Source organism: Aquicoccus sp. SU-CL01552 (assembly GCF_040365005.1).
In the GTDB taxonomy this organism is placed as follows: domain Bacteria; phylum Pseudomonadota; class Alphaproteobacteria; order Rhodobacterales; family Rhodobacteraceae; genus Antarcticimicrobium.
Window position 1 is genome coordinate 488,166 of sequence record NZ_BAABWV010000001.1, and the last position, 26,477, is coordinate 514,642.

At 67.1% G+C, this 26,477-nt stretch carries 29 protein-coding genes and 1 pseudogene; 15 read left to right on the top strand and 15 right to left on the bottom strand.

Going from position 1 to position 26,477, the window contains the following annotated elements:
- Window positions 1-95: 95 nt before the first annotated feature.
- Window positions 96-1,670: a bifunctional metallophosphatase/5'-nucleotidase gene (locus tag ABWV23_RS02320; RefSeq protein WP_353344503.1), complete on the bottom strand. Its 1,575-nt coding sequence runs from the start codon at window positions 1,668-1,670 to the stop codon at window positions 96-98.
- Between the two features lie 130 nt (window positions 1,671-1,800).
- Between ABWV23_RS02320 and ABWV23_RS02325 the strand changes: the two genes are divergently transcribed.
- Genes ABWV23_RS02325 through arsC form a run of 3 tightly spaced genes read left to right on the top strand, consistent with a single transcriptional unit; the run spans window position 1,801 to window position 3,535 of the window.
- Window positions 1,801-2,139, top strand: coding sequence for a DUF952 domain-containing protein (locus tag ABWV23_RS02325; RefSeq protein ID WP_353344505.1), 339 nt, complete (start codon window positions 1,801-1,803; stop codon window positions 2,137-2,139).
- A complete protein-coding gene (locus ABWV23_RS02330) occupies window positions 2,136-3,194 on the top strand; it encodes a quinone-dependent dihydroorotate dehydrogenase (RefSeq protein WP_353344507.1) in 1,059 nt (352 codons plus the stop codon). Before ABWV23_RS02325 ends, ABWV23_RS02330 begins: the two co-directional genes overlap by 4 nt.
- Window positions 3,191-3,535, top strand: coding sequence for an arsenate reductase (glutaredoxin) (gene arsC, locus ABWV23_RS02335; protein WP_353344509.1), 345 nt, complete (start codon window positions 3,191-3,193; stop codon window positions 3,533-3,535). The genes ABWV23_RS02330 and arsC overlap by 4 nt, the downstream gene beginning before the upstream one ends.
- 152 nt (window positions 3,536-3,687) lie before the next feature.
- Here the strand turns inward: arsC and ABWV23_RS02340 are convergent, their stop codons facing one another.
- From ABWV23_RS02340 to ABWV23_RS02350, 3 genes are read right to left on the bottom strand one after another with little or no spacing between them, the layout of a single operon-like run.
- Window positions 3,688-5,013 (bottom strand): MATE family efflux transporter, encoded by a 1,326-nt coding sequence (locus tag ABWV23_RS02340; RefSeq protein ID WP_353344511.1) that lies wholly within the window; start codon window positions 5,011-5,013, stop codon window positions 3,688-3,690.
- Window positions 5,010-5,537, bottom strand: coding sequence for a PaaI family thioesterase (locus ABWV23_RS02345; protein ID WP_353344513.1), 528 nt, complete (start codon window positions 5,535-5,537; stop codon window positions 5,010-5,012). The genes ABWV23_RS02340 and ABWV23_RS02345 overlap by 4 nt, the downstream gene beginning before the upstream one ends.
- Window positions 5,537-5,956 (bottom strand): PaaI family thioesterase, encoded by a 420-nt coding sequence (locus tag ABWV23_RS02350; protein ID WP_353344515.1) that lies wholly within the window; start codon window positions 5,954-5,956, stop codon window positions 5,537-5,539. Before ABWV23_RS02350 ends, ABWV23_RS02345 begins: the two co-directional genes overlap by 1 nt.
- 121 nt (window positions 5,957-6,077) lie before the next feature.
- On the opposite strand from ABWV23_RS02350, the gene ABWV23_RS02355 reads away from it, so the two are divergent.
- The 8 genes from ABWV23_RS02355 (at window position 6,078) to ABWV23_RS02390 (ending at window position 15,169) form a co-directional block, all read left to right on the top strand.
- Window positions 6,078-6,446 (top strand): MerR family transcriptional regulator, encoded by a 369-nt coding sequence (locus ABWV23_RS02355; RefSeq protein ID WP_353344517.1) that lies wholly within the window; start codon window positions 6,078-6,080, stop codon window positions 6,444-6,446.
- Window positions 6,447-6,702: 256 nt separating this feature from the next.
- Window positions 6,703-7,104: a MerR family transcriptional regulator gene (locus ABWV23_RS02360; RefSeq protein WP_353344519.1), complete on the top strand. Its 402-nt coding sequence runs from the start codon at window positions 6,703-6,705 to the stop codon at window positions 7,102-7,104.
- Between the two features lie 53 nt (window positions 7,105-7,157).
- Window positions 7,158-8,939, top strand: a complete 1,782-nt coding sequence (locus tag ABWV23_RS02365) for an acyl-CoA dehydrogenase C-terminal domain-containing protein (RefSeq protein WP_353344521.1) — start codon at window positions 7,158-7,160, stop codon at window positions 8,937-8,939.
- 57 nt (window positions 8,940-8,996) lie between these two features.
- Window positions 8,997-9,209: a hypothetical protein gene (locus ABWV23_RS02370; RefSeq protein ID WP_353344523.1), complete on the top strand. Its 213-nt coding sequence runs from the start codon at window positions 8,997-8,999 to the stop codon at window positions 9,207-9,209.
- A 329-nt stretch (window positions 9,210-9,538) separates the two neighbouring features.
- On the top strand, window positions 9,539-10,177 hold the full coding sequence (locus ABWV23_RS02375) for a glutathione S-transferase family protein (protein ID WP_353344525.1): 639 nt from the start codon (window positions 9,539-9,541) through the stop codon (window positions 10,175-10,177).
- A 10-nt stretch (window positions 10,178-10,187) separates the two neighbouring features.
- Window positions 10,188-11,399 carry an acetyl-CoA C-acetyltransferase gene (locus ABWV23_RS02380; RefSeq protein WP_353344527.1) on the top strand — a complete coding sequence of 404 codons (1,212 nt, stop codon included), beginning with the start codon at window positions 10,188-10,190 and terminating at the stop codon, window positions 11,397-11,399.
- A 24-nt stretch (window positions 11,400-11,423) separates the two neighbouring features.
- Window positions 11,424-13,628 (top strand): 3-hydroxyacyl-CoA dehydrogenase NAD-binding domain-containing protein, encoded by a 2,205-nt coding sequence (locus tag ABWV23_RS02385; protein WP_353344529.1) that lies wholly within the window; start codon window positions 11,424-11,426, stop codon window positions 13,626-13,628.
- A gap of 149 nt (window positions 13,629-13,777) precedes the next feature.
- Entirely contained in the window at window positions 13,778-15,169 is a 1,392-nt protein-coding gene (locus ABWV23_RS02390; RefSeq protein ID WP_353344531.1) for a diguanylate cyclase domain-containing protein, read from the top strand.
- Between the two features lie 15 nt (window positions 15,170-15,184).
- On the opposite strand, the gene ABWV23_RS02395 is transcribed toward ABWV23_RS02390, so the two are convergent.
- The 4 genes from ABWV23_RS02395 to ABWV23_RS02410 form a co-directional block, all read right to left on the bottom strand.
- Window positions 15,185-15,664 (bottom strand): periplasmic heavy metal sensor, encoded by a 480-nt coding sequence (locus ABWV23_RS02395; RefSeq protein WP_353344533.1) that lies wholly within the window; start codon window positions 15,662-15,664, stop codon window positions 15,185-15,187.
- 1 nt (window position 15,665) lies between these two features.
- A complete protein-coding gene (locus ABWV23_RS02400) occupies window positions 15,666-16,040 on the bottom strand; it encodes a hypothetical protein (protein ID WP_353344535.1) in 375 nt (124 codons plus the stop codon).
- Window positions 16,033-16,596 (bottom strand): RNA polymerase sigma factor, encoded by a 564-nt coding sequence (locus ABWV23_RS02405; RefSeq protein WP_353344664.1) that lies wholly within the window; start codon window positions 16,594-16,596, stop codon window positions 16,033-16,035. The genes ABWV23_RS02400 and ABWV23_RS02405 overlap by 8 nt, the downstream gene beginning before the upstream one ends.
- Before the next feature lie 85 nt (window positions 16,597-16,681).
- A complete protein-coding gene (locus ABWV23_RS02410) occupies window positions 16,682-17,290 on the bottom strand; it encodes an EF-hand domain-containing protein (protein ID WP_353344537.1) in 609 nt (202 codons plus the stop codon).
- A 230-nt stretch (window positions 17,291-17,520) separates the two neighbouring features.
- Here ABWV23_RS02410 and ABWV23_RS02415 point away from each other — a divergent pair, with 230 nt between their 5' ends.
- Together ABWV23_RS02415 and ABWV23_RS02420 are read left to right on the top strand one after the other, a co-directional pair.
- Complete coding sequence (locus ABWV23_RS02415; RefSeq protein WP_353344539.1) at window positions 17,521-17,919, top strand: DUF983 domain-containing protein; 399 nt, start codon at window positions 17,521-17,523, stop codon at window positions 17,917-17,919.
- Between the two features lie 26 nt (window positions 17,920-17,945).
- Window positions 17,946-18,653: an NUDIX hydrolase gene (locus tag ABWV23_RS02420; RefSeq protein WP_353344541.1), complete on the top strand. Its 708-nt coding sequence runs from the start codon at window positions 17,946-17,948 to the stop codon at window positions 18,651-18,653.
- A gap of 15 nt (window positions 18,654-18,668) precedes the next feature.
- Here ABWV23_RS02420 and ABWV23_RS02425 read toward each other — a convergent pair whose 3' ends face one another.
- From ABWV23_RS02425 to ABWV23_RS02435, 3 genes are read right to left on the bottom strand one after another with little or no spacing between them, the layout of a single operon-like run.
- Window positions 18,669-19,571 carry a DMT family transporter gene (locus ABWV23_RS02425; protein WP_353344543.1) on the bottom strand — a complete coding sequence of 301 codons (903 nt, stop codon included), beginning with the start codon at window positions 19,569-19,571 and terminating at the stop codon, window positions 18,669-18,671.
- A 21-nt stretch (window positions 19,572-19,592) separates the two neighbouring features.
- Window positions 19,593-20,489 carry a fatty acid desaturase gene (locus ABWV23_RS02430; RefSeq protein ID WP_353344545.1) on the bottom strand — a complete coding sequence of 299 codons (897 nt, stop codon included), beginning with the start codon at window positions 20,487-20,489 and terminating at the stop codon, window positions 19,593-19,595.
- Window positions 20,482-20,685 (bottom strand): DUF2061 domain-containing protein, encoded by a 204-nt coding sequence (locus tag ABWV23_RS02435; RefSeq protein WP_353344547.1) that lies wholly within the window; start codon window positions 20,683-20,685, stop codon window positions 20,482-20,484. The genes ABWV23_RS02430 and ABWV23_RS02435 overlap by 8 nt, the downstream gene beginning before the upstream one ends.
- A gap of 106 nt (window positions 20,686-20,791) precedes the next feature.
- Between ABWV23_RS02435 and ABWV23_RS02440 the strand changes: the two genes are divergently transcribed.
- Window positions 20,792-21,652 carry a helix-turn-helix domain-containing protein gene (locus tag ABWV23_RS02440; protein ID WP_353344549.1) on the top strand — a complete coding sequence of 287 codons (861 nt, stop codon included), beginning with the start codon at window positions 20,792-20,794 and terminating at the stop codon, window positions 21,650-21,652.
- Between the two features lie 11 nt (window positions 21,653-21,663).
- On the opposite strand, the pseudogene ABWV23_RS02445 reads toward ABWV23_RS02440, so the two are convergent.
- From ABWV23_RS02445 to bcoG, 3 genes and pseudogenes are all read right to left on the bottom strand, one after another.
- Window positions 21,664-21,777, bottom strand: a pseudogene (locus ABWV23_RS02445) (3-oxoacyl-[acyl-carrier-protein] reductase); the annotation flags it as partial.
- Between the two features lie 26 nt (window positions 21,778-21,803).
- Complete coding sequence (locus ABWV23_RS02450) at window positions 21,804-23,279, bottom strand: carnitine 3-dehydrogenase (RefSeq protein WP_353344551.1); 1,476 nt, start codon at window positions 23,277-23,279, stop codon at window positions 21,804-21,806.
- An 81-nt stretch (window positions 23,280-23,360) separates the two neighbouring features.
- Window positions 23,361-24,278 carry a 3-dehydrocarnitine:acetyl-CoA trimethylamine transferase BcoG gene (gene bcoG, locus ABWV23_RS02455; RefSeq protein ID WP_353344553.1) on the bottom strand — a complete coding sequence of 306 codons (918 nt, stop codon included), beginning with the start codon at window positions 24,276-24,278 and terminating at the stop codon, window positions 23,361-23,363.
- A 78-nt stretch (window positions 24,279-24,356) separates the two neighbouring features.
- Between bcoG and ABWV23_RS02460 the strand changes: the two genes are divergently transcribed.
- The gene (locus tag ABWV23_RS02460) at window positions 24,357-25,343 is read left to right on the top strand and encodes a GlxA family transcriptional regulator (protein ID WP_353344555.1); all 987 of its coding nucleotides are present in this window, start codon (window positions 24,357-24,359) and stop codon (window positions 25,341-25,343) included.
- A 54-nt stretch (window positions 25,344-25,397) separates the two neighbouring features.
- On the opposite strand, the gene ABWV23_RS02465 is transcribed toward ABWV23_RS02460, so the two are convergent.
- On the bottom strand, window positions 25,398-26,444 hold the full coding sequence (locus ABWV23_RS02465; protein WP_353344557.1) for an aldo/keto reductase: 1,047 nt from the start codon (window positions 26,442-26,444) through the stop codon (window positions 25,398-25,400).
- Between the last annotated feature and the right edge of the window lie 33 nt (window positions 26,445-26,477).

The window sequence follows — 26,477 nt, forward strand, 5'->3', positions numbered from 1 at the left end:
GGGATCTGCCTGACCATTTCCAAGCTTCTCCGAGGCCCCGGGTCAAGCCCGGGGGACAGGGGGAGGAGTTGTGACGCCCCTCCCCGGCACCGGCGTTATTTCTTGCTGATCCGCCCGTCGGTATAGGGCTGATAGGGAGACTGCGCGGCCAGGTACTCGGCGGTGACATCGGCCAGGTCGGGGCCGTAGTCATAGGCGTTCTTGTCGTCGCCCGAGAACGCCTTGTAGCCGTCCCCGCCGTTGCGCACGTAGTTGTTGGTCACCGCCAGGTAGCTGGCCGCCGGGTCGAGCGGCACGAAACCATCCTCGCTGGCCACCATCACCTCGGACACCCGCGCGCCCGCCGGTGCGGCGGGATCCCAGGTGAAGGTCAGGCCGGCTACCTGCGGGAAACGGCCCGCCACCTCCTCGACCTGGCTGACCCCGTTTTCGAGCGCGTCGATCAGGCCCTGCCCCGAGATCTCGAAGGTCGAAAGCGTGTTCTGGAACGGCAGCACCGTCAGCACCTCGCCCATGGTCACCGCGCCCGCATCGATGCTGGCACGCAGCCCGCCGGAGTTGGCAATGGCGACGGTGACACCCTGATCGGCCACCCGATCCAGCATGGCATCGGCCACCAGGTTGCCCATGGCGCATTCCTGCACGCGACAGATGTCGCGATTGCCCTCGATGGGGGCGGCGGCCTCGGCCACCACTTTTTGCCGGATCTCCTCGAGCGGCACGGCCAGCGTGGCGATCCGCTCGACCGTCGCGGCGTCCTCGGTCACGCCGGCGTCCATGATCAGCGGCTCGCCCTTGGCCTCGATCAATTCCCCCGCGTCGTCAAAGGTCACGTTCAATTCGCCCAGGAACTTGCCATAGGCATAGGCCGAGACGATCGCCACGCCGTTGACCATGGTCGGATAGGGCCCCTCGGCGCGGTCCGAGACATTGCTGAGATACGTGTTGGTATGGCCGCCGACGATGACATCGACGCCGGTGGTCTCGGCCGCGACACGCTGGTCGACCTTGTAGCCCGAATGGCTGAGTACGATGATCTTGTTGACACCCTGCGCGGTCAGGCGGTCGACCTCTCCCTGCACCGCCGGCACCGGATCGGTGAAATGCACGTTCGGTCCCGGGCTGGCCAGTTCGTGGGTGTCCTCGGGTGTCAGCCCGATCAGCCCCAGCTTTTCACCGCCGCGCTCGATCACCGTGGATTTCAGCAGCTTGGTCGCCAGTATCTCTTCGCCCGAGACATCGGCGTTCGACATCAGCACCGGAAACTCGACCGCGTCCATGAAGCCTCGCAGCACCTCGGGGCCGTCGTCGAATTCGTGGTTGCCCACGGTCATCGCGTCATAGCCGAGCTTGTTCATCATCTCGGCGGCGACCTTGCCCTTGTAATACGTATAGAACAGCGTGCCCTGGAACTGGTCGCCGCCGTCGACGAGGATCGAGTTGTTGGACCGCGCCCGCGCCGCTGCCACGGCCGAGACCAGTCGCGCCGAGCCGCCGAAGCATTTGCCCTCGGCATTGGCCTCGGCATCGCAGCCGCTGTCGTATTTGCTGATCGGCTCGAATCGCGCGTGGAAATCGTTGGTGTGCAGGATGGTCAGGCTGTAATCGGCCGAGGCCGCCCCGGCGCTGAGCGCCAGCGCGGCAAAAGGGGTGAGAAAACGCGTCTTCATGAAACAACTCCCGGTTGGCTGGTTTTTCCCCGAATGGTGCGCCGCAATTCGCATCCTGTCAAAGCCTGTTGCACGGCGCCCTGCGCCAATCGCGCTTGATTCCGCGGGCCTGCCAAGGCATCACGCATCCATGCTGATTTACAAGATATTCCGCGCCGAGGAATGGGCGGCGCTGCAACAGGCGGGCGAGAGCGCCGGGGCGCCGGTCGACCTGGCCGACGGGTTCGTGCATTTCTCGACCGCCGAGCAGGCCGCCGAGACCGCCGCGAAACACTTCGCGGGCGAAGAGGGGCTGATGCTGCTGGCCTGTGACGCGGATGCCCTGGGCGACGCGCTGAAATGGGAGGTCTCGCGCGGCGGGGCGAAGTTTCCGCACCTCTACCGTGAACTTCGGATCACCGATGTGCTCTGGGCCAGGCCGCTGCCGTTGGAAGACGGCGTGCACCGCTTTCCCGAGGACATGGCATGAGCCTGGTGGAAAAGGCCGGTCTGGCGATACTGCACCGGGTCGATCCCGAGGTCGCGCATGGGCTGTCGATCAAGGCGCTGAAGGCGGGTCTTGTGCCCGGATCCGGCGCGCTGACCTCGCCCCGGTTGCGCACGCGGATCGCCGGACTGGAGCTGCCCAACCCGGTGGGGCTGGCGGCGGGCTATGACAAGAATGCCGAGGTCTTGGCACCGCTGTCACGCTGCGGCTTCGGCTTTGTCGAGGTCGGGGCGGCCACCCCGCGCCCGCAGCCCGGCAACCCGAAACCGCGGCTGTTCCGCCTGACCGGGGACCGGGCGGCGATCAACCGCTTCGGCTTCAACAACCAGGGGATGGAGGCGATCGCGGCGCGTCTGGCCCGGCGCCCCGAGGATGCGGTGATCGGCCTCAACCTCGGCGCCAACAAGGACAGCGACGACCGCGCCGGTGATTTCGCCCGGGTGCTGACCCATTGCGGCGCGCATCTGGATTTCGCCACGGTCAATGTCTCGTCGCCCAACACCGAAAAGCTGCGCGACCTGCAGGGCAAGGCGGCGCTCTCGGCGCTGCTGGCCGGGGTGATGGTGGCGCGCGATGCGCTGGCCCGGCCGATCCCGGTGTTCCTGAAGATCGCGCCGGATCTTAGCGAGGCCGAGCTGGCCGATATCGCCGAGGTGGCGCGCGACACAGGGGTCGATGCGATCATCGCCACCAATACCACGCTGTCGCGCGATGGGCTGAGCAGCCCGCAGCGGGACGAGGCCGGCGGCCTCTCCGGGGTGCCATTGTTCGAAAAATCCACCCGGGTTCTGGCCCGACTGAGTGCCCTGACCCAGGGCGCGATCCCGCTGATCGGGGTCGGCGGCATCGCCTCGCCCGAGGATGCCTATGCCAAGATCCGCGCCGGCGCCGGCGCGGTGCAGCTGTATACCGCGCTGGTCTATCAGGGCATGAGCCTGGTGCCCCGGATCGTGACCGGGCTGGAGGCGCTATTGGCGCGCGACGGCTTTTCCAACGTGGCCGAGGCGGTGGGAACCAATAGAGAGGACTGGCTATGATCGAATATTGGCATAACCCGCGCTGTTCGAAATCGCGCGCCGGGCTGGCCCTGCTGGAAGAGCACGGCGCCGAACTCGCGGTGCGTCGCTACCTGGAGGACGCGCCGAGCGCCGAAGAACTGGCCGCCGCGCGCGCGGCGCTGGGAAACCCGCCGGTGATCGAGATGATGCGGCCGGGAGAGGCGCTGTTCAAGGAACTGGGCCTGTCCAGGACCGACAGCGACGAAAAATTGATGGCGGCGATGGCAGACCACCCCCGTCTGATCGAGCGCCCGCTGGCCATTTCCGGCGATCGCGCGGTGATCGGGCGGCCGCCGGAGCGGCTGTTGGACCTGTTGTGACCGCCGCGCGGGCGTCCTTTTTCAACAAATTCCGTGGATAACCCTGTGGGCGCTTTCTGTGTGATGGGGATTTTTTTCACGTCTGAACAGGATGATATGAAATTTTACTCACCTTTCGGTGACGCGCAGGGATTGTCTAATCCGAACAATCCTCAGATCGCCCGCGCCTCCAACACCGGATAACGCAGGCCCAGGGTGATCGCCCGCGCGACGAAGGATATCAGCAGCGCCAGCCACAGCCCATGATTGCCAAGGATCGGCACCAACAGGGCCAGCGCGGCGGCATAGATGGCAAAGCTCACCGCCATCATGTTGCGCATGTCCCGGGACGCGGTGGCGCCGATGAAGATCCCGTCGAGCATGAAGGCCGCCACCCCCAGCACCGGCGCGGCCACCGCATAGGGCAGGAACAGCCGCGCACGGTCGCGGACCTCGGGCGCGGTGGTCATCAGGTCGATAATCGCGCCGCCGGCCAGAGCAAAGGCCAGTGACAGCGCCAGCACGACCACCAGGCCCCAGGCGCTGCTCATCAGCGCGGCGCGGCGCAACCGGTCGCGCGCCCGGGCCCCCAGCGCCTGGCCGACCAGCGTTTCGGCGGTAAAGGCGAAGCCGTCCAGCGCAAAGGCGGAAAAGGTCAGGAACTGCATCAGCACCTGGTTGGCCGCCAGCGTCACGTCGCCAAAGCCCGATCCGATGAACAGGAAGCTGACGAAGATCGCCTGCAACAGCAGCGAGCGGACCAGGATGTCGCCGTTGACCGCCAGCATGTGGGTCAGCCGGGCGCGCTCGAACACCTGGGCGGGGTCGCGCCATTCCGGCCGGGAAAAGCCGTCGCGGCAGAACCACAGCCCCACCGCCAGACCCGACCACTCGGCAAGGAAGGTGGCCAGGGCAACCCCTTCGACGCCCCATCCGAGGCCGAGCACGAACCACAGGTCCAGCCCGATGTTCAGCCCGTTCATCCAGAGCTGCATCATCAGCACGGCGCGGGTCCGCTCCTGCGCGATCAGCCAGCCGGTGATGCCGTAGATCGCGATCGCCGCCGGGGCCGACCAGATTCGGATGCGCATGTATCCCGTCGCCATCGCCTCGACCTCGGGCGAGGCCGGCGAAGCCTGCAGCGCGCCCCAGAACAGCGGCACCTGCAGCGCGATCAGGGCGATGCCCCCCGCCCCGCCGATCAGCAGCGCCCGGGTCAACAACGCGGCCACCTCGCCGCGCTCGCCCGCGCCCAGCGCCTGGCTGGTCAAGCCGACGGTGCCCATGCGCAGGAAGCCGAACACCCAGTAGACCGCCGAGAGGATGATCGCCCCCAGCCCGACCGCGCCGATCGGTTCGGGCAGGCCGAGCTGGCCCACCACACCGGTATCGACGGCGCCGAGGATCGGCACGGTGATGTTCGACAGCACGATCGGCACCGCGATGTGCAGGATGCGCCGGTGCGTGATCGCCCCGCGCGGCGCGGTGCCTTGGGTCATGCGTCCCGGTCCGGCGTCGGCGCCGGTTGCGGCATCAGGAAATGCCCGGTGGCCTGGGCATAGTGCCGGTCGTGGTGGTCCTGCCAAGCCGCCACGTGAACCGAGGCATAGCGCCGCCCCGAGCGGCTGATCGTGGCCCGCGCATAGGCGTCGCGCGGCAGGCCGGAGCGCAGGTAGTCGACGGTGAAATCAATGGTCTTGGGCAGGCGCGGCAGCTTGCCCGCGACCAAGTCCTGGGGGTCCAGCGCACCGGTCTCGATCCGGGGCCACAATTGCGACCAGCCCAGGGCGATGATCGCCGTCACCTCGAGGAACGCCGCGGTGGCACCGCCGTGCAGCGCCGGCAGGAACGGGTTGCCGATCAGCTTTTCGTCATAGTTCATCACCCCGGTCAGCTCGTCGCCACGGCGATCGAAGGTGACACCGAGGAACCGGCTGTAGGGCACCCCGTCGACCAGCGCCTTCAGCGCGGCATCACGGCGTTGCTTGACCACCTGGACGGGTTCGGGACGGGGACGGGCCATTAGCGTTTCTCCACCGTGAAGGTGCCGGTCGCACTGGCGACGGGCCGCGCGGCGTCGTCGTCGACGGCGGTGGCGCGCACAAAGGCCACGTTGCGGGTGATATGATAGCATTCCGCCGTGGTGGTCACGGCCTGGCCCGGCGTCGCCGCGCGCATGTAGTCGATCCGCAGGTCGATGGTGGCGGTCGCGCCGGGGGCGGCAGGGTGACTCATCACCGCCGCACCGCAGCAGGTGTCCATCATCGCCGAGACCGCGCCGCCGTGGATCACCCCGGTCTCCGGATCGCCGATCAGGTGGTCGCCATAGGGCATGGTGATCACCGCGCTCCCTTCTCCGAGGTCGACCAGCTCCAATCCCAGCGCGCTGGCATGGGGGATCGCCTCGATGAACTGGCGCGCGAACTTGACCTTGTCCACCACTGTGAATGCTCCTGTCCCGGTTGCCCGTCTTTATGATCCCGCGCACAACCAAAGGGCAACCCCCCGGGCATTGCGCTTGCCGCAGCGCCGCAATAAGTTGCGCGGCGTGGGAGAAATATGAATGTCAGAACAACGATTGTCGTTCAAGGAAATGTGCGCCGAGTTCGATGTGACGCCGCGCACCCTGCGTTATTACGAGTATATCGAGTTGCTGGAGCCCGACCGCGAGGGGCGCGCCCGGTTTTACGGCCCGCGCGAACGCGCGCGGATGACGCTGATCATGCGCGGGCGCAAGTTCGGCTTTCAACTCGAAGAGATTCGCCAGTGGCTGCTGATCTATGAGAACGAGGGCACCGAGGCCCAGCTCAAGGCCTTTGTCGAAATGGCCGACCGCCAGACCAGCGCGCTCAAGGAACAGCGCGCGCAGATCGACGAGGCGCTGGACGAGCTTGCGCAGCTGCGCGCCGACATCCTCAGCAACCTCGGTTGACCCGGGCGCGGCATCCGCGCCCCTATTTCGTTGACGACATCATCGCCTGGGGGCCGGTCCCGGCCCCCTCTCTTGCTGTGCCTCGAGGCTCGGTCCCGACCCTGGCTTTGGTCCTGGCGATGTGATCCGACGTCACCCCGGGTGATGACGCAACGTCGAAGTTACGTCAACGTCAACCTCATGTTGTATAAGGGTCAGCGAGGCCACATCTCTGACACGGAGACATGACCCCCAAGCCGACGACGAGCGACCGAAGATGACCGAAAACCTCATGACGATCCGCGAAATGTGCGACGCCTATGACGTCACCCCGCGCACCTTGCGGTTCTACGAATCGAAAGAGCTTCTCTTCCCCCGTCGCGAGGGGCAGAAGCGCCTGTTCACCAAGCGCGACCGCGCCCGGCTCAAGCTGATCCTGCGCGGCAAGCGTTTCGGCTTCAGCCTCGAGGAGATCCGCCAGTTGCTCGATCTCTACTACGTCGGTGACCAGCAATTGACCCAGTTGTCGCGCACCTACGAGATTGCCCGCGACCGGCTGGCCGACATGGAACACCAGCGCGCCGAACTCGACGAGGCGATCGACGATCTCAAGGCGCAATTGAAATGGGGCGAACGGATGATCGCCTCGATGACCGAAACCCGCAAGGTGGCCGAATAGCCCCCCTGCCCCGCTCAAACGCACGCGTACCGATACCCTGAGGGAGGATTCACATGCCCAGCTATACCGCACCCACCAAGGACATGCAGTTCATCCTGCATGACGTTCTCGCCCTGAGCGCGAGCGACATCCCCGGCTATGCCGAACTGGAGGCCGATTTCACCTCTGCCATCCTCGAGGAGGCCGGCAAGATCAGCTCCGAGGTGCTGCACCCGCTGAACGTGGTCGGAGACACCGAGGGCTGCCGGCTGGAAAACGGCGTGGTCCACACCCCCACCGGGTTCAAGGCGGCCTTCGAGCAGATGAAGGAAGGCGGCTGGACCGGCCTCGACATGCCCGAGGAATTCGGCGGCCAGAACATGCCCTACGTGATCGGCACCGCCGTGGGCGAGATGTTCTCCTCCGCCAACCAGGCATTCACCATGTACCAGGGCCTGACCCACGGTGCCGCCAGCGCCATCCTCGCGCATGGCTCGGACGCGCAGAAGGCGACCTATCTGCCCAAGATGGTGTCCTGCGAATGGACCGGCACCATGAACCTGACCGAACCCCATTGCGGCACCGACCTGGGGCTGATGCGCACCAAGGCCGAGCCGCAGGATGACGGCAGCTATCGCGTGACCGGACAGAAGATCTTCATCTCGTCGGGCGAACACGACATGGCCGACAACATCGTGCACCTGGTGCTGGCCAAGATCCCCGGCGGCCCCGAGGGGATCAAGGGCGTGTCGCTGTTCATCGTGCCGAAATTCCTGGTGAACGAAGACGGCAGCCTCGGCGCGCGCAACGGCGTCTCGGTCGGCAAGATCGAGGAAAAGATGGGCATCCACGGCAACTCCACCTGCGTGATGAACTATGACGGCGCGGTGGGCTACCTGCTGGGGCAGGAGCACAAGGGCATGCGCGCCATGTTCACCATGATGAACGAGGCCCGCCTGGGCGTCGGCATGCAGGGCCTGGCCCAGGCCGAGGCCGCCTATCAGAACGCGGTGGAATACGCCAAGGACCGGCTGCAGGGCCGCGACGTGACCGGCGTCAAGAACCCCGACGGGCCGGCCGACCCGCTGATCGTGCATCCCGACATCCGCCGCAGCCTGATGGATCAGAAAAGCTTTACCGAGGGCGCCCGTGCCTTCATCCTCTGGGGCGCGACGCTGATCGACCAGGCCCATCGCGGCGGCGACGCGGCGGCCGACGGGCTGATCTCGCTGCTGACGCCGGTGATCAAGGGCTTCCTGACCGACCAGGGCTATGACATGACGGTGCAGGCGCAACAGGTCTATGGCGGCCATGGCTACATCGAGGAATGGGGCATGTCGCAATACACCCGCGATGCCCGCATCGCGATGATCTACGAGGGCGCCAACGGCGTTCAGGCGCTCGACCTGGTCGGCCGCAAGCTGGCGCAGGACGGCGGCAAGCACGTGATGGCCTTCTTCGACCTGGTCAAGAGCTTCTGCAAGGAGAACGCCGGCACGGACGAGGCCTATGACCGCGATTTCATCGAGCCGCTGAAGGCCGCCTCCAAGGATCTGCAGGCGGCCGGGATGTACTTCATGCAGAACGGCATGAAGAACCCCAACAACGCGCTCTCCGGCTCTTATGACTTCATGCACATGTTCGGCCATGTCTGCCTCGGGCTGATGTGGGCGCGCATGGCCAAGGCCGCCAATGCGGCGCTGGCCGGCGGCGCCTCGGACGCGGCGTTCTACCAGACCAAGGTGATGACCGGGCGATATTACATGGCGCGGCGCCTGCCCGCCACCGCCCTGCACCTGCGCCGTATCGAGAGCGGCGCGGACACGGTGATGGGGCTGGACGCGGCCGACTTCTGAAGCCGACAAGGGCGCCGGGTCGATGGCCCGGCGCCGCAACCAAAGGGAGGATATCCGATGGCAAAACGATTCCGACTGACCCGCCGCTTCCCGGTCGCGATGACCGAGGACGGATACCGGCGGCTGAAATCCTTTGCCGCCGAGGCCGGGCTCGACGAGGGCGAGGCGCTGTCCTTCCTGTTCGAGAACTTCGACGCCGTCACCGACGAAGAGCACCTGGCCCACCGGTTGCGCCAGTTCAATTCCGAGTTGGACGCGCGAAAACGGTGAGGACGCGGTGACGGAGAGATGGGGGGAGCCATGATCACGAAGACCAGTGCGAAACGGTCGATCGGGGACGCCTCCGGCGGGAGTATTTTCAAAGAGAAGAAGCCGCGGTCATGTCCACCCCGCCATCCGGCGCCGGCCGCGTCGGTCCGGGACCGGGCGGGACGGCGGGGCTTCTCCTCTTGCGGTCATCGGCTCTCCAGCCTGTACCGCGCCGCCAGCCTGCCCACTGCGGCGTTAACGTCCCGTTACCGCCCCTGCCCCCTTGCTTCTTCTCTTTTCAAATACTCAATTCCGACAGTAGCCAATCGCGCCTGGGGAGGGCCTGAAAGATGACCATCAAACTCTATTGCTTCGGAGAAAGCGGCAATTCCTACAAGGCTGCGCTGGCGCTGCAGCTTAGCGGGCTGGCGTGGGAGCCGGTCTATGTCGATTTCTTCAACGGCGAGACCCGCGCGCCGGAGTATCGCCAGACCGTCAACACCCTGGGCGAGGCGCCGGTGATGGTGGATGGCGACCTGAGGCTCAGCCAGTCGGGGGTGATCCAGCAATATGTCACCGACAAGACCGGCAAGTTCGGCGGCACGACCGAGGCCGAGCGCTACGAGGTTCTGCGCTGGGTTCTGTGGGACAATCACAAGCTCAGCTCGATGGCGGGGATGACCCGGTTCCTGATGAACTTCCTGCCCGAGGACAAGCGTCCGACCGAGGTGATCGGGTTCAACCAGGCCCGCCTCAAGGCCGCCTACCAGCTGCTGAACAGCCATCTTGAGGGCCGCGACTGGATCGTTGGCACGGGCGTGACCAACGCCGATCTGAGCTGTTGCGGCTATCTCTACTATCCCGAACCCTTCGGGTTCGATCGGGCCGAGTGGCCCCATATCGATGCCTGGCTGACCCGGCTTTCCGAGCAGCCCGGCTGGAAACACCCGTATGATCTGATGCCCGGCAACCCGTCGGACCGCGCATAAGGAGACGACCATGACAGAAGCCTATATCTATGACGCGCTGCGCACCCCGCGCGGCAAGGGCCGCAAGAACGGCGCCCTGCACGAGGTGACCTCGCTGCGGCTGTCCGCGCTGACGCTGAACGCCCTTAAGGAGCGCAACAACCTTGACGGCCACGCGGTCGAGGACGTGATCTGGGGCAATGTCACCCAGGTGATGGAACAGGGCGGTTGCCTGGCGCGTTCCGCTGTTCTGGCCTCGGACCTCGATGAATCCATTCCCGGGCTGGCGATCAACCGGTTCTGTGCCAGCGGCATGGAGGCGGTGAACCTGGCCGCCAACCAGGTCAAGGGCGGTGCCGGCGAGGCCTATATCGCCGGGGGCGTGGAAATGATGGGCCGGGTCGCCATGGGCAGCGACGGCGCCGCCATCGCGGTGGACCCGACGCTGGCGATGGACAGCTATTTCGTGCCGCAGGGCATCTCGGCCGATATCATCGCCACCGAGTACGGCTTCAGCCGCGAGGACGTCGATGCGCTGGCGGTGGAAAGCCAGCGCCGCGCCGAGATCGCCTGGAAAGAAGACCGCTTTGCCAAATCGGTGATCACGGTGCGCGACCAGAATGGCTTGGCGATCCTCGATCACGACGAGTACATGCGCCCCGAGACCAGCATGCAGACGCTGGGCGCGCTCACCCCGTCGTTCCAGATGATGGGCGAGCAGATGCCGGGCTTCGACAAGATCGCGCTGCTGAAATACCCGCACCTGGAAAAGATCAACCACGTGCACCATGCGGGCAACAGCTCGGGCATCGTCGACGGTTCTGCCGCCGTGCTGATCGGCAACAAGGAATTCGGCGAGAAATACGGGCTCAAGCCCCGCGCCCGGATCAAGGCCACCGCCAAGATCGGTACCGATCCCACCATCATGCTGACCGGCCCGGTGCCGGTGACCGAGAAGATCCTCAAGGACAACGGCATGGAGATCGGCGACATCGACCTGTTCGAAGTCAACGAAGCCTTTGCCGCCGTGGTACTGCGCTTCATGCAGGCGTTTGACGTCGATGCCTCCAAGGTCAACGTCGGCGGCGGCGCCATCGCCTATGGCCACCCGCTGGGTGCCACCGGGGCGATGATCATCGGCACCGTACTGGACGAGCTGGAACGCCAGGACAAGCAGGTGGGTCTTGCCACCCTTTGCATCGCGTCGGGCATGGGCGCGGCCACCATCATCGAGCGCGTGTAAGCGACGGAACGGGAGACTGGAACTATGGCTGAATTTACCCTGACCAAGGACGCCGAGGGCGTCGCCACCATCACCTGGGACGTGCCGGGCAAGTCGATGAACGTCATGTCCTTCGACGGGCTGGCCGAGTTGGAGGCCTGCATCGACGACGCGCTGGCCGATGGCGCCGTCAAGGGCATCGTCGTCACCTCGGGCAAGGAAGGCTCCTTTGCCGGCGGCATGGACCTCAACCTGCTGGCCAAGATGAAGGAAGACGCCGGCGACGATCCCGCGCGCGGGCTGTTCGACGGCATCATGCAGATGCACGCCCTGCTGCGGAAGATCGAGCTTGCGGGCATGGACCCCAAGACCAAGAAGGGTGGCAAGCCGATCGCCGCCGCCCTGCCCGGCACCGCCGCCGGGATCGGGCTGGAGCTGCCGCTGGCGACCCACCGCATCTTTGTCGCCGACAACCCCAAGGCGCGGATCGGCCTGCCGGAGATCATGGTCGGCATCTTCCCCGGCGCCGGTGGCACCACACGCCTTGTTCGCAAGCTGGGCGCGATGGGCGCCTCGCCCTTCCTGCTGGAGGGCAAGATGGTGGAGCCGGCCAAGGCCAAATCCGCCGGGCTGATCGACGAGGTGGTCGCCGATCCGCTGGCCGCCGCGAAGGACTGGGTGCTGACCGCCAAGGATGCCGATATCGTCAAGCCATGGGATGCCAAGGGCTACAAGATGCCCGGCGGCGCGCCCTATCACCCGGCGGGCTTCATGACCTTTGTCGGCGCCAACGCCATGGTCAACGGCAAGACCAAGGGGGCATTCCCCGCGCCCAAGGCGCTGTTGTCGGCGGTTTATGAGGGCGCGCTGGTCGATTTCGACACCGCCCTTCGCATCGAGGCGCGCTGGTTCACCCACGTGCTGATGAACCCGTCATCGGGCGCGATGATCCGGTCGCTGTTCCTGAACAAGGAGGCGCTGGAAAAAGGCGCGGTGCGGCCCAAGGACATTCCCGATCAGCGGGTCAAGAAGCTGGGCGTGCTCGGTGCCGGCATGATGGGCGCGGGCATCGCGCTGGTCTCGGCGCAGGCGGGCATGGAGGTCGTGCTGATCGACCGTGACCAGGCGGCGGCCGACAAGGGCAAATCCTATACCGAGGCCTATCTCGACAAGGGGATGAAGCGCGGCAAGGTGACGGCCGAGAAGAAAGAGGCGATGCTGGCCCGCATCACCGCCACCCCCGACCTTGATCACCTCAAGGGCTGTGACCTGATCATCGAGGCGGTGTTCGAGGATCCCAAGGTCAAGGCCGAAATGACGCAAAAGGTCGAGGCGATCATCCCCGAGGATTGCATCTTTGCCTCCAACACCTCGACCCTGCCGATCACCGAACTGGCCAAGGCCAGCAAGCGGCCCGAGCAGTTCATCGGCATCCACTTCTTCTCGCCGGTCGAGAAAATGCTGCTGGTCGAGATCATCAAGGGCAAGGAAACCGGGGACCGGGCGGTGGCCAAGGCGCTGGATTACGTGCGCCAGATCCGCAAGACGCCCATCGTGGTGAACGACGCACGGTTCTTCTACTGCAACCGCTGCATCATTCCCTACATGAACGAGGCGATGCGGATGGTGACCGAGGGCGTTGCGATGCCGCTGATCGACCATGCGGCGCAGCAGCTCGGCTTCCCCGTCGGGCCGATCCAGCTGACCGACGAGACCTCGGTCGACCTGGGTGCCAAGATCGCCCGCGCCACCAAGGCGGCGATGGGCGATGCCTATCCCGACAGCCCGTCCGACGACCTGATCTTCTGGCTGGAAGAGCTGGGGCGCCTGGGCCGCAAGTCCAAGGCCGGCTTCTTCGACTATGACGAGAAGGGCAAGCGGTTGGGCTACTGGAAGGGCATGGCGGACAAGTACCCGCTGGCCGGGGACCAGCCCGACCTGATCGAGGTGCAGGAGCGGCTGATGTTCGCACAAGTGCTGGAGGCGGTCCGCGCGCTGGAGGAAGGCGTGCTGATGGATATCCGCGAGGGCGACGTGGGCGCGATCCTAGCCTGGGGCTTTGCCCCGTGGTCGGGCGGCCCGCTGAGCTGGCTCGACATCATCGGCACCCCCTATGCCGCCGAGCGCTGCGACCAGTTGGCAGAGAAGTACGGCGAGCGTTTTGCCTGCCCGCCGCTGCTGCGCGAAATGGCGGACAAGGGCCAAACCTTCTATGGCCGCTTCAACCCGGAGGCCAAGGCGGCCGCCTGATCGGCGACCCCGGTGTGACAGCCAGGCCCGGCGCGCTTGCGTGCCGGGCTTTTTCGTGCCCGCTTCCGGCGTTTTGAAACCGGATGTTAACCCCTCCTCCGCCACAGTTTTGCCACATTCGCGCGTGGACCAGGACGAAAGGCGGCCCCTTGCACGGAACCATTCTGATCATCGACGCCGACGCCACCCGGCGCATGATGCTGGAGCTTCAGCTGGGCGCGGCATGGTACCGGGTGGTACAGGCCACGCGGCTGTCCGATGCCCTTGCGCTGGCGCCACGGCTCCGGCCCGACCTGATCGTCGTGGCGATGATGCTGCCCGATGGCGATGCACCGGCGCTTCGGGCGCGGTTTGACGGTGATCCGGCGCTGGCGCGGGTTCCGATGATCGCGCTGACCGCGCCCAACGACCGCGCCGCACGATTGCACGCGCTGGCGGCGGGGATCGACGATGCGCTGTCCGTTCCGGTCGACGATCGGCTGTTGCAGGCCCGGATTCGCAGCCTGCTGCGCGCCGGCTTCAGCGGCGAGGGGCTGGGCCTGTCCGGCAGTGCGCCGGACCTCGCCGGCCTGGCCGAGCGAAGGGCCCGGTTCGCCCCGCGTCCGACCGGAACAAAAGTGGCGGTTCTGACCGACCGGGTGAAAACCGCGCAGGACTGGCGCCGGGCGCTGAGCCCGCATCTGCCCCATGCGCTCTCCTGTCACCGGATCGACGTGCCGCAACCCGCCCTTGTTCCCCGTCCCGACGCGGTGGTGATCGAGCTGGACACGGCGACGGACGCGCATGCGGCGCTGCATCTGCTGGCGGGGCTGCGCGCCGGCGGCGCGACCCGAGACACGGCGGTGATCGCGGTCCCCCCGGCCGGTGCGGATCACCTGGCCGCCGAGGCGCTGGACCGGGGCGCGCATGACGTGGCGCCGCGGGGCTTTGACGCAGCTGAACTGGCGCTGCGGCTCAAGGCGCAACTGCGCCGCAAGGCCGAGGCCGACCGGCTGCGGACCACCGTTCAGGATGGGCTGCGCGCCGCGCTACGCGATCCGCTGACCGGCCTGTACAACCGCCGCCACGCGCTGCCGCATCTGAACACGGCCCTGCTCCACGCGGGGCAGGCCGATGAAACGGTGGCGGTGCTGCTGGTGGATCTCGACGATTTCAAGCGGATCAATGACCGCCACGGCCACCCGGTGGGCGACGCGGTCCTGACCGAGGCGGCGCGGCGGTTGCGCCGTGCGCTGCGCGGCCCCGACATGATCGCGCGCCACGGGGGCGACGAGTTCCTGATCGTGATGCCCCGCACCGGTCAGCAGGAGGCCGGCCACGCCGCGGCACGGATGTGCCAGGCGCTGGGAGAGGTGCCGATCGATGCCGCCGCCCCGGCGCCACCGCTACGGGTCACCGCCAGCATCGGCCTGGCCTTCGGCCCAACGCACGGGGACTCGACCGATCCGGCGGCAGCGGTGATCGGCCAGGCCGATCGGGCGCTCTACGCCGCCAAGACCCAAGGCCGCAACCGGGTGTCCATCGCCCCGGAGCACGCCTGACCGGCGCCCGCCGGCCTAGCGTTTGCGGTCGTGCTCATGGCGCGCCATTTCCTCGGCCAGCCGGTCGGCATAGGCGGCGCGCGCGCTGTCGCTCATCTTCGACACGCGGGTCAGCCATGCGGCGCGCAGCGCCTGCTCCAACGCGTCGCGTTGCTGCGATTGCGCGGTGAGGAACCCCTCGACCCGGGCCGGATCAAACGGCACGGCCCGCAGCGCCGCGTCCAGTTCGGCGATCTCCGCGCGCCGCCGTTCGGCGCGCACGGGCCGCGTGCCCAGTCGGGCGTCGCGCAGCGCGCGGCGATCCTCGCGCGGGAGTTCACGATACAGCACCGCGCCCAGCGGCAACGGTGGCCCCGCCCGCTCCGGGCCACCAAAGCGGATCGCCGCGCCCAGCCCCAGCCCGACCACCGCCAGGTTCAGCGCCAGTGATGCCCCCAGCACGATCCGCAGCCAAGGCCGCACGCGCGGCGATTTACGATCGGTCACATCGGTCATCTCACCCATCCTCCGGCATTAGCGACGACAGCGAATAACTGTCCAGAAGGTCCACGGAACTGCTCTGCTCGGCCACCACCATCCCGACCGGGTCGGGCAGGAAATCGGGCGGCGCGATGCCAAGCCAGACCCCCGCGGCACAGGCCGTCGCCAGCCCGCCCATTGCCGGCCATCCGCCCAGCAGCGCCAGGAATTGCTGCCAAAGGCCCGCCCCATCGGCGCGGGCCTCGCGCCCGACCTCTTGCCAGGTGGCCTGAACCCGGTCCGCATCGGCAAGCATCCGCGCCGCCAACCCGGCGGGCAAGTCCGCATCCACACGGCGGGCGGCCGCGAAATGGGCCTCGAGAATGCTGTTTTCGGTGTCGTTCTCAACCATCGCTATACCCCAGTTCCTCTTTCCGCCCCGCCAGGGCCGCGGCCAGTGACCGCTTGCCCCGGGCGGTCAGGCTCTCGACCGCCTCCACGCTGATCTCCATGATCCCCGCGATCTCGGGGTTGGAGAGTTCCTCGATATGACGCAGGACCACCGCCTGCCGCTGCCGCTCGGGCAGGGTCATCAGCGCCGCCTGCAAGGCATCCGCCCGCGCCCCGTCCTGCATCCGCTCCGGCGCGCTTTGGCCCGGATCGGGCGGGTCGGCCACCGCGTCGAGCGGTACCGCCCCGGCGCGCTGTCCGCGCCGCTTGCGATCAAGGCAGAGGTTCATCACCACCCGGTACAGCCAGGTCGAGACCTGCGCCTCTCCGGGGCGCCACTCCGGCGCCATGCGCCAGAGCCGCAACATCGCCTCCTGCGCGGCATCCTCGGCCTCGGCCCGGTTGCCCAGCACGCGCAGGGCAACCGAAAAGGCCTTGGGGCCAAGACGCGCGGTCAGAACCCGCGCCGCCCGCTCGTCGCCATTGGCGAACAGCGTGACCAACGCATCGTCGGACAGCTCGGCGTCCTCGTCCCCGGGCGGCGCGGCATGACTGCCGCGCGCGCCCCTGGGTCCGGATATGATCCCGGCCCGGGTCACAGGATCAGTTGTCGCCCTGTGTACGCTGGCGCATCGGGCCGTCACAGCCGTTCCTGTCGCCGCCTTTCTTGTGGCCGTGGCCCATGCGGTGCCCGTCGCCGTGACCCTTGCCATGACCCTCGCCACGTGCGTCACGCTTGCCGTGCTGGCGGCCCATCCGGTCGCCGGCGCGGTCGAACTCGTCCTTCGACAGGGCGCCGTCGTCATTCGCATCGGCACGCTCGAACATGCGCTCGGCCCGGGTCATCGGACGCTGGCCCGGCATCTCTTCGAAGCTGACGGTGCCGTCGCCGTCACGGTCCATCCGTTCCAGCATCTTCTTGGCCATCTCGTCGGCCCGGGCACGGGCCTGCGCCTGCATTTCCTCGAGGCTCAGCTTGCCGTCACCATCGGCGTCGGCCTTGGCAAAGCGTGCCTTGGCAGGGGCCATCATCTCTTCGGCGGTGACGGTGCCATCCTTGTCGGCATCCAGTTCTTCGAAGCTGGGTCGCTGATGCATGCCCATCCCCCCCATCGGGCCATCCATCGGCCCCTTGGCCTGCGCCAATGCCGCGCCGGCCCCCAGAACGCCTGCCGCCAAAACGATGCCCGTGATGAATTCACGATGTTTCATAACTGCCTTCCTTTCGTGTCCCGGCGGGCCCTTTTGCCGCCGTTCATACAGTTCAAACGCGGCACCGTGCATTATCCGTCGCAGAATTTTAAAGTTTCTTCCACGCCCGAAATCTGCGACACCATCCCGGACCGGGGTTTGCGACATCGGGACGCAACGGGACCCCTTCCCCTTACGCTTCGGGGACAAAACCCCCAGATTGTCCCGAACAAGTTAAGAGAGACGCGCGCATGACCGACCAGACCCTCACCGCCGAGACCGGAACAGACCGCCCGCTGCGCCCCGCGCTGTGGCGCGGGTTTCGACGCAAGTGTCCGAATTGCGGCGAGGGGGCGGTGCTGCACAGCTATCTCAAGGTGAATGACTCCTGCCCGGTGTGCAAGGAGGCGTTTCACCACCACCGCGCCGACGACGGCCCGGCCTATCTGACCATCCTGATCGTCGGTCACCTGATGGGCCCGCTTTTGCTGGTCGTGTTCGAGGCCTTTCGTCCCGAACCACTGGTGTTGTTCACCATCTTTGCGGTTGGCTGCCTCAGCCTCTCGCTTTACCTTCTGCCCAGACTGAAGGGCGCGGTGGTTGCTTTCCAATGGGCGCGACGCATGCACGGGTTCGACGAACTCACCTGACCCTTCCAACACGAAACGGAGGGGACATGAGCACAACGACACAGGACAAGACCGCGATCCGCAACGCCGCCACGGTGATCGTGCTGCGCGACCGGATGGAGAATCCCTCCATCCTGATGGGCCAGCGCGGCGCCAAGGCCGCCTTCATGCCCAACAAGTTCGTATTCCCCGGCGGCGCGGTGGATGCCGGCGATGCGCAGATCCCGCTGGCCAGCCCCCTGCCCCGGGTCTGCCACGACCGGCTGGAGGAGAACGCACCGGCCGGCATGCAGACCGCACTGGCCGCCGCCGCGATCCGCGAGCTGTGGGAAGAGACCGGCCTTGTCCTGGGCCAGCCCGGCACGTGGCCCGGCGCGGTTCCCGACGACTGGCGCGGCTTTGCCGACACCGGCCATGTGCCCACCGCCGAGCCGCTGCAGTTCGTGTTTCGCGCCCTGACTCCGCCGGGCCGTCCACGCCGGTTCGACGCGCGCTTCTTCCTTGTCGATGCGGGCGCGATCCAGGGCGACCTAGACGATTTCGCCCATGCCTGCGACGAGCTTTCGCACCTGCAGTGGATTCCGCTGACCGAGGCGCGCCGCTTTGACCTGCCGTTCATCACCGAGGTGGTGCTGGCCGAGGTCGCCGCCCGCGCCGATGACCCGGCGCCGCCCCAGTCGGTGCCCTATTTCCGCAACGACGACGAGGAAAGCCTGTTCCTGCGGTTGCGGGGCCATCCCATGCCGGAAAGCTGAGCGGACCGGCGCCCGTCAGATCGTCAGCACCAGCGCGAGAATCGACAGCCCCAACAGGGCCATCCCCGCGATCTCGCGCGCCGTGATCCTTTCGCGGAACACCAGCACCGAGGCCAGCAGGCTCAGGATCAGCTCCACCTGCCCCAGCGCCTTGACATAGGCGGCGTTCTGCAAGGTGAAGGCCAGGAACCAGCAGAACGAACCGCCCATGCTGGTCAGCCCGACAAAGGCGGCGGTCCGGCGCGCTGCCCAGACCGCGCGCAACTGCGCCCGGTCGCGCCAGGCCATCCACAGCCCCATGGAAAGCATCTGGAAGCTCACCACGCAGGCCAGCGTCACGCCGGCACGGAACACCGGATCGGGGTCGGTCAATTGCAGCGAGGCGCCGCGATAGCCCACCGCCGAAAAGGCGAACAACACCCCCGAGCCCAGCCCGAGGCCGGCGGCGCGGTTGGTCAGGTGCCGCCACCATGGGCCGGTGCTGTCGGGGGCACGCGACAGCACCAGCACCGCCGTCAGCCCCAACAGGATCGCGCCCCAGCCGCCGGCGCTGATCCGGTCGCCCAGAACCACCAGCCCGACCAGCGCGGTCTGGATAACCTCGGTCTTCTTGAAGGTGATGCCGACGGCGAAATTGCGTTGCTTGAACAGCGCCACGACGCAGATGGTGGCGAGGATCTGCGCGGTTCCGCCGATCACCGCGAACAGCCAGAACCGACCCGAGAGCGGCGGCAGCCCCCGATCGGTCGCCCAGAGATAGGCGGCCAGCCCGATCAGGATCAGCGGCGCCGAATAGGCAAACCGCGCAAAGGTGGCGCCGGCGGGCGACAGCCGCGCCGAACTCAGCACCTTTTGCAGCATGAAGCGCGCGGTCTGAAAGGTCGCCGCGGCCAGGGTGACGGGGATCCACAAAGCCATGGTTTCCCCTATGGCGCGAAATCAGCCCCGGTGCCAGAGCGGATGCGCCACCGGATCCTTGGGCCGCAGCAGGTAGCGCCGGAACACCTCGCCGTATGACCGATAGAGATAGCCCTCGTTGCTGGTCAGGAACCGCGCCCGCCCGGCCCGGTAGAGCGCCGGCAACCGGTACCAGGGTGCGGCGGGATTCATGTGATGCACCACGTGCAGGTTGTTGTTCAGAAACAGAAAGGCCAGCGGCCCGCGATCCTCGATGATCACCGTGCGGGCGCGACAGGCCTGGTGCGCACGGTGCTCGAGGAAGGTGCGGATCTTCAGAACGCCGAGCGCACCATAGGCCGCCAGCAGGTAGGACCAGAGCGGCAGCGGTGCCAGAGCCACCAGCACCAGAACCGCGACCATCCCCGGCAGGTGCAGCGCCCAGGCCCGCCAGACCGCCCGATCGCCTCGTTGTTCCCAGTCCTGCGCCATGAACCGAACCTGCCCGATCGCCGGCCCCAGAAGGATGCGCCCCAGCAGGGTGTTGTTCACCGTGAAAAGTCCGCGTTTCCATCCCGGCAGCGCCGACCAGACACCGGGATCGAGGTAGTTCGACTCCGGATCGTCATAGGGGTCGGTCAGCCGCGAATCCATGTGGTGCGCCAGGTGCAGGTCGCGAAACCGGCCATAGGGGATGCACAGCGTCAGCGGCAGCGCCATCAGCGCCTCGTTCAGGCGATGTGACCGGAACGGGTGACCGTGCAGCACCTCATGCGTCAGCGAGGAATGCAGCGCCAGCACCGGGATCAGAAGCACCGCCGCGATCCATGCCGGCAACGGCGCGAACAACAGCGCCAGCCAGATCGCATAGCAGGCCAGGATCAGTGCGAAGGTGCCCCACTCCGGGGCCTGCGGGGTCGGCGCGCGCCGCTCAGACATGGCGGCCCCAGCGGATCCGCGACCAGATACGCTCGTAGACCAGGTACATCACCAGCCCCACCGCCGTGTTGACCAACGCCATCGCGCCGCCCACCGCCGCCGAGCCCGTGGCCACCAGCCCGACGAGGGCCATCACCGCCAGTCCGATCAGGTTCCAGATCACCGCCTTGACCAGGGATCTCCTGCGCGTCTCCATGCTGCCTCCGATTGTTTTGGTTTCCTCCGTGGTACCGCCTCGGCACAGCCTGTGACCATTCGGAATATGATTAACAAGACTCACGGAATGTGATATTTATCACCGTATGCCGGGAAAAATCGACAAACGCCTGCGGGCCACCCAGTTTCGCGACCGTCTGGCCCAGGCCATGCGCCACGGCGGGCTGAGCCAGAGTGCGCTGGCCCGTGCCGTCGGGGTCGATCGGTCGACCATTTCGCAACTGCTCACCGATGATGGCGCGCGCCTGCCCAATGCCCATGTGGTCGGCGCCTGCGCCGCCGCGTTGGGGGTCTCCGCCGACTGGTTGCTCAGCCTGTCGGATCGCCCCGAAAGCGCGGCCCAGCTGCTCTCGGCCAGCCTGTCTCTCAGCGAAGCGCCCCGCGCGCTGGTGGACCAGCAGATTTTCGACTGGCATCGCGAGGCCGCCGGTTACAAGATTCGCCATGTTCCGGCCGCCCTGCCCGACATGCTCAAGACCCGCGCCATGCTGGAATGGGAGTATGCCCCGCACCTGGGCCGCACCGCCGACCAGGCGATCGGCGCCTCCGAGGACCGGCTCAACTGGATGCGCAGCGCTCAATCGGACTACGAGATTGCCATGCCGATCTACGAGTTGGACAGTTTCGCCCGCGCCACCGGCTATTACGCCGGCGTCCCCGCCGCGCTACGCCGCGACCAGCTTGACCGGTTCCTGGAACTGTCCGAACAGCTTTACCCGCGCCTGCGGATCTACCTGTTCGACTCGCGCCGCCTGTATTCGGCGCCGGTGACGATCTTTGGCCCGCTCTTGTGCGTGTTCTATGCCGGAGGTCACTACCTCGCCTTTCGAGACAGCGACCGGATCGAGATCTTTTCGCGTCACTTCGATCACCTGGTGCGCGAATCCACCCTGACCGCGCGCGCCCTGCCCGACCACCTGCGCCGCCTGCGCGCCGAGATCGCCTGACGCCCCGCCCGCTAGAGCGTGGGGTCGGGGTTCACGGTAAGGCCGTCCACCGCGATCACCTGCCCCGACACCATCCGTGCCGCATCCGGGGCCAGGAACCCCGCCATGTCGGCGATCCCGCCGGCCCCGGCGGTGATCAGAACCCGCTGGCTCACCTCGGCGCGCCGATGAACCGCCCCACCCCCTCGGGTCGGGGCAATTCGGCGTGCGCCGCCGCGATGCGGGCCATGTTGGCCTCGATCCGGTCGCTCGGCGCCGACGGGCGGCGGGTTTCAAGGCTGACGTGGATCAGCATATGCTCGCCCGTCGCCACCGGTTCGTCGCCGCGATACATGGTATGGAACAGGTGCATCTTCTTGCCCTGCCCCATCAGCAGATGCGTGCGCACCTCGATCAGATCGCCCGCATGCGCCTCGGCCAGGTGACGGATATGGGTCTCGGCGGTGAAATAGCTGCCGCCCGAGGCGATATACTCCGCGTCGCAACCCACCAGTTCCATGAACCGGTCCGAGGCATCGCAGAAGCTTTGCAGATAGCGGCTCTCGTTCATGTGGCCGTTGTAATCGGTCCAGTCCAGCGGCACCGCCCGGCGCATGGTCACGATGGGCTGCGAGACATCCGCCATGTCCTCTGCATAACCGGCCAGGTCGGTGCCCGCCTTTTGCCGCGCGTCCTGTTCGGCCAGCACCGCGCCCGCGCCCCAATTCTGCGCCTTGAGCGCGCGCAGGATGCCGACAAGGTTGTCGTCGCGATGGCGTTCCATCTCGCGGATGGACATATGCCCCGATTGCGCGTCCGATTGCCCGGCAATCAGGTCGACCAGCTCATCGTTGAACTCCGGCACGTCCATCAGCTTGGTCCAGGGCCATTCCAGGCAGGGGCCGAACTGCGCCATGAAGTGTTTCATCCCGGCCTCGCCGCCGGCCACGCGATAGGTGTCGAAAATCCCCATCTGCGCCCAGCGCAGGCCAAAGCCCATGCGGATCGCCTCGTCGATCTCCTGCGTGGTGGCGACCCCGTCCTTGACCAGCCAGAGGCATTCACGCCAGACCGCCTCGAGCATCCGGTCGGCGATATGCGCGTCGATCTCCTTGCGCACATGCAGCGGGAACATCCCGAGACCTTGCAGCACCCCCTTGGCGGTCTCGATCCCCTCGGGCGCATTGACCGGGCTGGGCACCAGTTCCACCAGCGGCAACAGGTAGACCGGGTTGAACGGATGCGCGACAAGGATCTGCTCCGGCCGCGCCGCGCCCTGCTGCAACTCGCTGGGCTTGAACCCCGAGGTCGAGGAGCCGATCACCGCCTGCGGATCACAGGCCGCCTGCACCTCGGCAAACACCCGGTGCTTGATTTCCAGCCGCTCCGGCACGCTCTCCTGGATCCAGGCGGCGCCCTGCACCGCCTCGGCGATCTCGGCGTGGAAGCTCAGCTTGCCTTCCGCCGGCAGGGCCACGTCGCTCAGCCCCGGCAGCGACCGCCGGGCATTGGCCAACACCTCGCCGATCTTGCGTGTCGCCTCCGGATCGGGGTCGAAAACCCGCACATCCCAACCGTTCAGAAGAAAGCGCGCGGCCCATCCGCCACCGATCACGCCCCCGCCAATGATGCTTGCCACCCGTGTCATGCCTGCATTCCCCGTTTCTCGTTTCCACATTGCCGATCCCGGGGGCATGCCCGATGCCCCCGGGTCCGTCCATTCACGGCCTCAGGACGCCGCCGGCGCGCGTTTGACCAGCCCCAGCTTGTCGCGCACCTCTTGCGGGCCGATCACCCGCGCGCCCATGTTCTCGACGACGGTCGCCGCCCGCTCGACCAGTTGCGCATTGGTCGCCATCACACCCTTGTCGAGCCAGAGGTTATCCTCCAGCCCCACCCGCACGTTGCCGCCGGCCAGCACGCTGGCTGCCGCATAGGCCATCTGGTTGCGCCCCAGCGCAAAGGCGGAAAAGGTCCAGTCGTCGGGCACGTTGTTGACCATCGCCATGAAGGTGTTGAGGTCATCCGGCGCGCCCCAGGGCACCCCCATGCACAGCTGCACCAGCGCCGGGCTGTCCAGCACACCGTCCTTGACCAGCTGTTTCGCATACCAAAGGTGCCCGGTGTCAAACGCCTCGATCTCCGGCTTCACCCCCAGCGCGGTCATCATCCGGCCCATCGCCTGCAACATGCCCGGCGTGTTGGTCATCACGTAATCGGCCTCGGCAAAGTTCATCGTGCCGCAATCCAGCGTGCAGATCTCCGGCAGGCATTGCGCCACGTGCTCCACCCGCTCGGCGGCGCCGATCATGTCGGTGCCCTCGTCCTTGAGCGGCAGCGGGCTTTCGGTCGGGCCGAACACCATGTCGCCGCCCATTCCGGCGGTCAGGTTCAGCACCACGTCCACCTCCGCCTCGCGGATGCGGTCGGTCACCTCGCGATACAGATCCAACCGGCGACTCGGCACGCCGGTCTCGGGGTCGCGCACGTGGCAATGCACCACCGCCGCTCCGGCGCGGGCGGCGTCGATCGCGCTTTCGGCGATCTGGGCCGGGCTGCGCGGCACATGCGGGCTGCGGTCCTGGGTGCTGCCCGATCCGGTAACGGCACAGGTAATGAAAACCTCGCGGTTCATGGCAAGCGGCATCTCGATCTCTCCTTTGGTTCCGCGCCGAAAATGACGCGGCTTTGCCTGACAGTCTTCACATGATACGAATTATACTTGATGAAAATCGAAAGAAACATCTTCACCCCCTCGGAAGCCGCGCTGTCCACCGCGGTGCTGGTTCTGGATGATTGCAACACGCTCTCCTTCGCCGCCGGGGTCGACCCGATGCGCGCCACCAACCGGCTGGCCGGGCGCCGCCTGTTCGACTGGTCCTATGTCACCGCCACCGGCCAGCCCGCACATCTGACCAGCGGCATCGAGGTGCCGGGGCCACCGCTGGCGCGGCTCGACCGTTGCGAGTTGTTGCTGGTGATCGCGGGCTTCGGGCTGGAGCGGCACGACACCCCCGCCCTGCGCGCCAGCCTGCGCCGCATCGCCTCGGGCGGCACCACCCTGGCCGGGATCGACGGCGGCCCCTGGCTGCTGGCCGCGGCCGGGGTACTCGACGGGCACGGCGCCACCACCCATTGGGAGGATCTGGACCGCCTCGCCACCCGGTTCCCCGAGGTCCGCGTGCTGCAGGACCGGTTCCACATCGACGGCGCGCGGATGACCTGCGGCGGCGCACTGCCGGCCATCGACATGATGCTGCACCTGACCCGCGCCCGTTACGGCGCGGCACTCGCTGCCCGGGTCGCCGGTCTTTTCCTTCACGACAGCCCGGGCGATCCGGCCCGTGCCCAGCGGCGCGGCGGCGACCCGCGCCATTCGCCGCTGACCGCGCGGGCCGACACGCTGATGGAACAGACGCTCGACGCGCCGCTGCCGATCGCCGCGATCGCGCGCCGCTGCGGCGTCAGCCCCCGCACGCTGGAGCTGCAGTTCCGCGCCCGGCTGGAAACCACGCCGCAAGCCCACTACCTGGACCTGCGCCTGGCCGAGGCACGGCGGCTGGCGCTGGAAACCGACATGCCCCTGACCGAGGTGGCGCTGGCCACCGGCTTTGCCTCGCAGGCCAGCTTTTCCCGCGCCTTCCGCGCCGCGCATGGTCAACCGGCCCGGACCCTGCGCAAGAGGCGAACCAGGATGAACGACGCCCCCTGACCCCTTCTTTTCTTTAAAAATATTCACGCCGGAGGCCGGCCGCGCAAGCGGCCGTCAATAGGGCATCGGATGCGCCCGGTGCGCGCTGTCGATCTCCTCCAGGACCGCGTCGCTCAACACCACCTCGACCGACCCCAGCGCGCGCTCCAACTGGTCAATATGGGTCGCGCCGAAGATCGCCGAGGCCATGAAGGGCCGCGTCCTGCACCATGCCAGCGCCATGTGCACCGGGTCCAGCCCGTGGCGTTCGGCAATCTCAAGGTAGGCCGCCACTGCCGCAAAGGCACGCGGCCCCTTGCGCCCGCCCAGTTCCGGTACCAGCGACATGCGCGACCCCTCGGGCACCGCACCGGACTGGTACTTGCCGGTGAGCAACCCGGCGGCCAGCGGAGAGAACGCCAGCAGCCCCACGTCCTCGTTGACGCTGAGTTCGGCCAGATCGGTGTCGTACAGCCGGCACATCAGCGAATACTCGTTCTGGATCGAGGCCACGCGCGGCGCGCCGCTCTCTTCGGCCAGCCGCAGCCATTGGGCAGTGCCCCAGGCGCTCTCGTTCGACAGGCCGAAATGGCGGATATTGCCCTTGTCTACCTGCTCTTGCAGCGCGTCCAGGCACTCGGCCAAGTTGGCCAGGGTCTCTTCCCGGTTCTGGCCGGAGGGGTCAAAGGTCCAGTTCTTGCGGAACATGTAGCTGCCGCGATTGGGCCAGTGGAACTGGTAGAGGTCGATATAGTCGGTCTGCAACCGCCGCAGCGAGCCCTCGATGGCCTGCGGGATCGTCGCCGCGCTGATCGGGGCGCCGTCGCGGGCGTGCATCATCCCCTCGCCCGAATGCTTGGTGGCGAGGACATAGTCGCCCCTCCGCGCCGCGTTGGCCGCGTTCCAGGTGCCGACGATCTCCTCGGTACGGCCCACGGTCTCCTTGCTCACCGGGTTCACCGGGTACATCTCGGCGGTATCGACGAAATTGATGCCGGCGGCCAGCGCCCGGTCGATCTGGGCGTGCCCCTCTGCCTCGGAGGTCTGGGTGCCGAAGGTCATCGTGCCCAGGCACAGTTCCGATACGGTCAGGCCGGTGCGGCCCAGCGGGTTCATCTTCATGGGGTGTCCTCGGTTTGGGTCGCGCGGACCCTA